This window comes from Thermodesulfovibrionales bacterium (genome assembly GCA_035622735.1).
Classification (GTDB): domain Bacteria; phylum Nitrospirota; class Thermodesulfovibrionia; order Thermodesulfovibrionales; family UBA9159; genus DASPUT01.
The window spans coordinates 1-7,457 of the sequence record DASPUT010000130.1 but is presented as its reverse complement, the minus strand read 5'-3'; the positions used below and the strand labels follow the sequence as shown (position 1 = coordinate 7,457).

Genomic DNA, 7,457 nt, shown 5'->3' with positions numbered 1-7,457 from the left:
GGAAAGACGTTTTCTTCTCCGATACTCCTGTTACACCCGCCCCGTTTCATGACTTCTACAACCTCTCTCTTGAGTGAGCAGAGGTATATCTGGCGTCCGTTGACGCGCAAGCGATGGGCCTCCTGGTTGAGCGTCTGACATCCTGCGACGTCGATGAAATTTATACCGCCGCCGACTATGAGAATGTGGGCCTGTTCCGGGTAGTTTCTTGTTATCTGATCCAGCTGTTCTGCAACATGGTTCACCGCACCAAAAAAAATCGACCCGTCAATCCTGATTATCTTAAGCTGTGGACATTCGGACAGAGGTTTCTTCTGCACATTTATAAAACTCTTCTTTTTACTATCGGGATCAGGGGCAAGGGTTACAAAGGTCGGATGGGACGTTCGATTGAGATAGAGCAGCAGAGAAAGAATCACTCCGACGTATATCGCAAATTCAAGTTCGACAAACAATGTTGCGATGAATGTCGCAATGAGTATTCCAGCCTCTGGCTTGCTCGTTCTTATAATGGCGGCAATATGGTTCGTGTCGATAAGATTATACGAAACCAGGAAAAGGATTCCGGCCATCGAGGCGATCGGGAGGTAGGCCGTAAGAGGGGCTATGAGCAATACTATGCCGGTCAGCGCGAGCGCGGCAAAGACAGCGGCCAATGGTGTCTTGGCGCCCGCTTCGTAGTTTACCCCTGAGCGAGTGAACGATCCGGATGAGGCATAGCTCGAAAAGAAGCTGCCGACTATATTGGAGAGTCCCTGACCGATGAATTCCTGATTGCTATCAATGCGCTGTTCAGACTTCGTTGCGATGGACCGCGCGATAGAGACTGCCTCAGCAAGCCCGAGCATAGCAATCGCTAAGGCGGGAGGGGCAAGCTCTCGCAATGAAGCGGTCGCGATGTAAGGATGTGATAGGGGCGGCAGATGACCGGGAAGTGAGCCCACCAGCCGAATACCGTGTTCGCTACCCTTCATGATCAGGGCCATAACGCTGCCGGTTATCATTGCTATGAGCATTCCAGGCCACTTGGGCCTCAGGATTTTAAGAAGTACTGCGACGATTAATGTAGTAATACCTATGAACAGGACGTAGAAGTTGGTCTCTCGCAGACTTGATAGTATATCTGCCCATATATGAATGAAAGAGTGTTTTTTGGGTGCCGCGATTCCCAGAATATTGCTGAGTTGGCTGGTTGCAATGAGTATTGAAGCCCCTGCGGTGAAGCCAACCACCACAGAGTGAGACACAAAATTCACCAAGGCACCAAGACGGGCGACCCCGAGTCCTAACTGAAAGAGACCTGCGAGAAAGGTGAGGGTCAGGGCCATTTGGATATATTCAGTACTTGAAGGCTGGACAAGGGGACTCAGTGTAGTGAAAATCACAATCGATATCGCCGTTGTTGGACCTGAAATGAGATGGCGGGATGATCCAAACAATGCAGCAATGATTGCCGGTACTATTGCTGAATAGAGGCCGTATTCAGGAGGTAGCCCTGCGATGATTGCAAATGCCACGCCTTGAGGTAGTACGATTATAGCTCCGGTGATTCCTGCAATGATGTCCGCTTTTATTGTGCGACGGCTTACCATGGGCCACCATTCCAAGAAGGGAATATATTTTCGTAGTGATGCCTCTATCCCCTTTGCGGTTTCTAACTTACCGTTTTCCATGATTCGGCTGGCTCACCTTCCACGCCTTGTTCCCTCCCTTTCCCCTGACAGCACGATAGTACGATCAGGCGCGTTGCGGGAAAGTCCTTCAACCATCTTGACCTCTCATGAGCTTCAATTCTCTTGTCGCATAGGTGAATTTCAGGAAATTACACTACTTCATGTTTCATCGCATCCTTAGTCTCCCTCTTGACATCATACATTAAGGTATCAGATTTCTTCAGTATCTCCTCAACTGATACAGGTGGCCTTGAAAAAGACGCCATTCCTATGCTGAAAGTTATATTCCAGTTGTTCCTTTTCATCTCCTGCAAAAGCAGATTCCGCATTTTTTCAACGAATCCCACTGACATGTCGTGGTCGATATCTGTCAGCAATATCACAAACTCGTCGCCACCTACGCGGGCGGCGATATCAGTCGCACGAATATGCTTTCGTATCGTGACTCCGATAACTCGTAAAACTCTACTCCCGGCGTCATGCCCCAAGGTGTCGTTAACGTCTTTGAAATTGTCGCAGTCAATATAGGCTGCACTCAGAACTGTTCCATATCGTCGGCTTCTCTCTATCTCTCTCTCAGCTAATTCTTTGAATCCTTGAAAATTATTTATTCCAGTCAGATAGTCCTTCCTTGCGCCCTCTCTTTCCCGCGTGTGGGCTTTTCTTAAAGAAGAAACCAATACGGCGATATAAATATAAATACCCAGGAGGATACCTGTATTCCAAAGATGAACCAAGACGCTTGAACCGTAAAAACCCCCTGCCCAGATATTAACAACCGATTCCACTCCTGCACTCACTACAGCGGTTATCAATGCGCTGAATGTACCTATCTTCAAGGCTGCCAGCGATATCGGTAGTAGGTAAAATACCGACAACATGAGCTGATTGCCAGTGAGATAGTCGAAATAACCGATTACCATGAGCCCGCTAAATACAAAGACAGCCCATAGGTTCTTTGATACCCGAAGATTCTTGCGAGATGCAGATGCGCCGTGTTCCAGACTCATGATCCCAGCGTTAAGAATAATCTTCTCACCGTAGCATCAAGCCTTCCATCCCTACTAATCTATCGTCTCGATTCACCCCATGTCGATCCCGCCTTTTCAACCCGACGGTTAGCCGCTCTGCCGGTACCGGGCGGATTACCGTAGACCTATCCGCTGAAAATGGATTGACATCCCCGTAACTCTTTGCGGACGAAAGTCTCGCCGCCCCTGTCGCTCTCCTCGAAGGTACAAACGACCTGCTTGGGCCGCCATGAAAGACCCTTTCCTGCGCCCTCTGAGTTCCGGCATTGATGAAGGCATTTGAACGTGGTGCTCCGATGCCGGCGTATGTTCTGCCTCTCAGCCTGTTCACCGGATCGATCCTGAAGACCCTATGTGCCTTGATATCAGTAAAGTGGTTGCTGACCACAAATACGCGGCCGCCTTCTATGAAATGTCTGTGAAAATCATTAAGGACAAAATATCCCCCGAACCAAGTCCTGCCCCGCCAAAAGGGATAGGGGACCCACGCATACAAGTAATAGTAAGCAGGCGGAGGCGCGTAGTACGTCAAGACAGGTGGGCCGGCCTCGTAGTAGTAATTGTTAATAGCTGTTTGGTCAGGATACGCCCCCTCACCGGATGGTGCTTCCTCCGCCGTGCCTTCAGCATACGGAGGGCCTGAAGCCCCGGGACTGACCGACATTTGAACGGCAGCCTGAACATCCGCCAAAGTCCTCAGTGCCGAATCTTGATCCATCGAGATCGTCCGGGCCTCTGCCGCATAGGCAATCGAGTCCTGCAGCTCCCCTATAATGTCAGGGGTTACCGGATAATCGGCAATCCATCCGTTGCGCGGAGAGATACCTACTGCCCCCAACATGCTTTCAGCCTCTACCTCTGATGTCGGGTGACGCACGTTCAGGGCTTCGGCAAGGTTCATCGCAAAGGCACCCTCGCGCACGAGCGGAGCCGCCACTGGGGGTAACTGCGTCCCACCTTCCCTCACTCCAATCCCAAGGGATAAGAGCATGACTGCGGGAAGAGAGACCGCCCAGACTTTGAAATTGCTTCTTCTCACGATTTTACCCGGCCTTTCGTTAAGATTCTGCATCCAAAGAATTCAGATTTACCCGTGCCTCACTCTCACAAGAATATCTGCCTACCCCCATGTTTACCGGAGGAACTCAACCCCGACAGCCACCGCGATGCATGCCAGCAATGACAAGCCCCCGAGAAAAATAACCTCGGAAATTCGTTCATAGTATTCCCCCTTTACGAGTGACCTCATAGATGCGTATGAGACAAGACTGGCAACGAGAAAAAGCACGATTGCAACTACAAGAATCTCATCTATGATCGTCTCGTTTGCGAGCCCTGATACCTTTATATAACTCAGTATAGCAAAACACAAGCCCAGAAGATTCCCCGATGACGGGAAGATGTGTCTCGACATATTCTGACGGTCATTTTTTTCCGAAGCCATTGAGAGTACCCAAAAATAATCGGCTTTGTCCGGTTAATACGCCCAGTAAGGACCTGTGCCAAGGCTGGAGGCTGCGCCCTCAAGCCCCACAAAAACGTCCCGTCCGAAAAAGAAAGGCAGACCCCAGTCAAACTGTCCCGCATAGGGCCCACCGATGTCATCAAAGACGTTGTTGGGCGAATTGTCGAAACTGTCAACGCTGGCTACTTGGAAAGAGATGACGCCGCTCGGTGAGCCGGTTGCGCCGGTATTGGTGACTGACAAAGTGACGATAGATGAGGGACAATACCAGTCCGAATTTGGAGGGGCGCAGTCGGGAAGCAGACCCACCGACGGAGAGGGAAAGAAAAAACCATTCGAGCCGGTATCGATGAAGCTGCTGTATAGCTGCCCTTCGAAAGATGTGAGGAATTCGCCATATTCGTCTGCTTCATAGGTCACGACTGCCGAAGGGACATTATTGGACTCGGTTCCGATTCCGAGCACGAGGTAGCCGTCAACAGAAAGCGACCCGCCCTGAGGAACGCTCGGAAGCTGTACCATCACACCGTTGTTGTCCCGGGGCAGGAGGGCCACCGGGTTCTGAACCTGACCGGAAAGTGGAACGGTAGTTCCGACGCAGCGCGTTCCGCCGCATGCGTAATATATCCCGTTTTCGGCACTGCTTGCACAGGTCGGACCACAGTCCTGCGCGAAGAGGCCGACCCCTAAGATTCCATTGAATCCGACATCGGATGGACCCATGTCTGCGTTTGCGCATGCAGGGGGAGGGGAGCCGAATGTGGAATCGATAACTTGAATAGGGACCAGCACAGCCGGCTCATTACCAAGAATAAGGCTCGCGGTTTGGACCGGTCCCCAGTCAGACGATCCGTCTCCGTACTGTATGCACTCTGCAAGGGCCTCCCCATCGATAGCCTCCTGCATGAGAGAAACGCTCAAGGCCTGCTTGAAAATTCGGAGGCCGAAACTTCCGGTATCTACCAGGACATTACTAATAGTCTGACAGACTGAGGTGCCGGGGCTACAGATCGTGACACTGACGCAGGGTGTATTGGGACCGGAGAAAGCTGAGCAAAGGGCACCATTCACCGTGATTGGAAGCACGTTGGCCGCTTGAGCGGGGGGAGTGATCGCACCGCTGATGAATCCTGCAGTTGTCCAGAGGTAGTAGCTATCAAGCCTGCCGGCTGGTGTTGCGAGAAGGTAAAGGTAATAGGTGCCTGGAGGCAACGTCGAGACGGGTATGGCTCCGAGTAGAGGTGTGTTGATATTACCTGGGCTATTGGTCACCCAGGGGGTGATCCCTGTCAAAGACAGTTGCAAGCCGTTGCTTGCCGTCAAGGTCTGAATCGATAAGGGTTGTAAAGCATCGTCTGACGTTACGAGGTACAGATTATCAGGGTCTATTGAGGGAGCGTAAATTCCGACGTATATATCCACGGGGCCTGAGAATTGCTCAAGAGCGATTTCCAGGCTTACCGTACTCCCTCCGGAGGCGGCGGAGCCGACCCCGACAGGCCGGGCCTGTGAAGGGTCAACGCTCAAGAACGGTGAAGCTATAAGGCTACTGGTCGGGAAGACCTGTTGACCAGTCGGCACAGCCATTGAAGAAGCGGCGCTGCTGACTGTTACCGCTATGGTGTTTCCAGTCAATAGGAGAATAAGTGAAAGAAGCAGTATCTTACCTGATTTCATTGATGCCTAATCCTGGGGGAATTAGGGCAGGCGCATAGGCCCGACCCTGAAGATTCCGCATATGCCCCCACTGCTCAACAACGACTTCATCTGAATTCACCCTAAGTCGCCTCCGATCCCTTCCATGGGGTGTCCGCCTCAGCGCCTCCCTGTATTCGTCGGAATAGGAACCGAGAACTTGTGTAAGATCGGGGTGCATCAATCCATTCCAGGCAACTCCGAATACGACTCCCGCAGGTGAAACGTATTCCCTCAGGACGACCGAACCAGAATCGATCTCGTGGACAGAGTAGCCGTCATGTGTTGTTGCGGCCCTCTTCGTTCCAGAAAGGGCCTTGGCGTCCGACTCGATCGAATTAGCTGAACCGCCAAGCGCAGCCTGGACGTTCAGAGCGGAAGCATGGAGGAACGTCACAAGGCCGAGTCCCAACCACAGGGAATATAACTTTCTTCTTTTCATAGCACGGTATCCCACGCCGTCAGGAGATAGACTCAGATTCTCCTTGGCGGACCATTTCATTCCTTGCAGAGGCCTGCCCTGGTCGCCTCCTTGATATAACCACACTCCCCAAATGTGCAAGCCTGCTTCCAGTCCATACAGGTCAACCTCATGAATACACTGCTGCGAGCAAGATATGCGGTAGCATCCCCGGAGTCGATCTCCAGGGCCTTGTCGAAGTTCGAAAGAGCACGTTCAAATTCTCCTTCCACTGCATAGGTGATTCCGAGGTTGTAATAGGTCTTGGCAAGCAAGGGATTTATTTCCAGTGCCCTGTTGAAATCTGAAATGGCACGATCATATCGGCCCTTTCCTGAATAGGCAATGCCTCGATTGTTGTAGGTCTCGGCTAACAGCGGATCGATCTCCAGAGCTTTATTGAAATCTAAGATGGCCTGCTCATATTGGCCCCTCTCGGAATACGTAATGCCCCGGTCATTATAGTCCTTTGCCGACATAGAGTTAATCTCCGGCACTCGAGCTATGTCTGGAAGTGCATTGATCTTTGGCTCCGAGAAATTCCCGCCAAACGAAGCATTTTGGGCAGGACTGCCGGACGTTTTCACATCTCCCTTGTCTGCCCAAATGATGCCCGGAGCCATGAAAATCAGAATGATCCCGACGACCAGGGAGTTGATTGTTCTTCGGGATCCGTCATGCCAACTGTTCCTCTTATTCATCCTTCATCACCTTCAGCTCTGTTCTCAGGGGTGCCTGGAACGATCCGGAGGGGTGGGTCGTCCCAGGCATGGGAGAAGCCAGTTCATTATTGGATCTTCTGCTCTTCGATTTGCCCGCGACAGAACATGCCGTGACAGGCTCCCTCGTTATTCAGTCTTGCACGTGCGAGCTTCGTTAGAATCCGCGCAGGCCACCTCTACGCGATCCGTTGCCTTGTTCAGTTCTATCGGGAGTCTTTTCATGCTGCTCTTCCCTTATTTTTTGGTATTCTTTCATCTGCTCTTCGGTGAGAATCTCACCGAGTTGTATATCGGTAGCCCACTGAAGTTGCTGCAACTCATTTCTTATGGTCTTCTTGTCCTGTTGACTGTTGTTTATAATATAACGACGCTTTTTAAGGCTTTCTTCGATGATCGGTTGAACCTTTGTCA

The 7,457-nt window shown here is 51.3% G+C and carries 8 protein-coding genes; all 8 read right to left on the bottom strand.

Going from position 1 to position 7,457, the window contains the following annotated elements; genetic code table 11:
* Window positions 1-1,673: SulP family inorganic anion transporter (locus VEI96_07150; GenBank protein HXX57762.1), on the bottom strand; the 1,673-nt coding region annotated here is incomplete at its 3' end.
* Window positions 1,674-1,822: 149 nt separating this feature from the next.
* Window positions 1,823-2,683, bottom strand: coding sequence for a GGDEF domain-containing protein (locus tag VEI96_07145; protein ID HXX57761.1), 861 nt, complete (start codon window positions 2,681-2,683; stop codon window positions 1,823-1,825).
* A gap of 25 nt (window positions 2,684-2,708) precedes the next feature.
* Window positions 2,709-3,743, bottom strand: coding sequence for a hypothetical protein (locus VEI96_07140; GenBank protein ID HXX57760.1), 1,035 nt, complete (start codon window positions 3,741-3,743; stop codon window positions 2,709-2,711).
* Between the two features lie 93 nt (window positions 3,744-3,836).
* Window positions 3,837-4,076 carry a hypothetical protein gene (locus VEI96_07135; protein ID HXX57759.1) on the bottom strand — a complete coding sequence of 80 codons (240 nt, stop codon included), beginning with the start codon at window positions 4,074-4,076 and terminating at the stop codon, window positions 3,837-3,839.
* A 105-nt stretch (window positions 4,077-4,181) separates the two neighbouring features.
* Entirely contained in the window at window positions 4,182-5,846 is a 1,665-nt protein-coding gene (locus VEI96_07130; protein HXX57758.1) for a DUF3443 domain-containing protein, read from the bottom strand.
* Entirely contained in the window at window positions 5,833-6,306 is a 474-nt protein-coding gene (locus VEI96_07125; protein ID HXX57757.1) for a DUF2844 domain-containing protein, read from the bottom strand. The genes VEI96_07130 and VEI96_07125 overlap by 14 nt, the downstream gene beginning before the upstream one ends.
* 56 nt (window positions 6,307-6,362) lie before the next feature.
* The gene (locus VEI96_07120) at window positions 6,363-7,025 is read right to left on the bottom strand and encodes a tetratricopeptide repeat protein (protein HXX57756.1); all 663 of its coding nucleotides are present in this window, start codon (window positions 7,023-7,025) and stop codon (window positions 6,363-6,365) included.
* Between the two features lie 175 nt (window positions 7,026-7,200).
* Window positions 7,201-7,457, bottom strand: a 257-nt coding sequence (locus VEI96_07115; GenBank protein ID HXX57755.1) for a hypothetical protein, incomplete at its 5' end; no start/stop codon positions are given.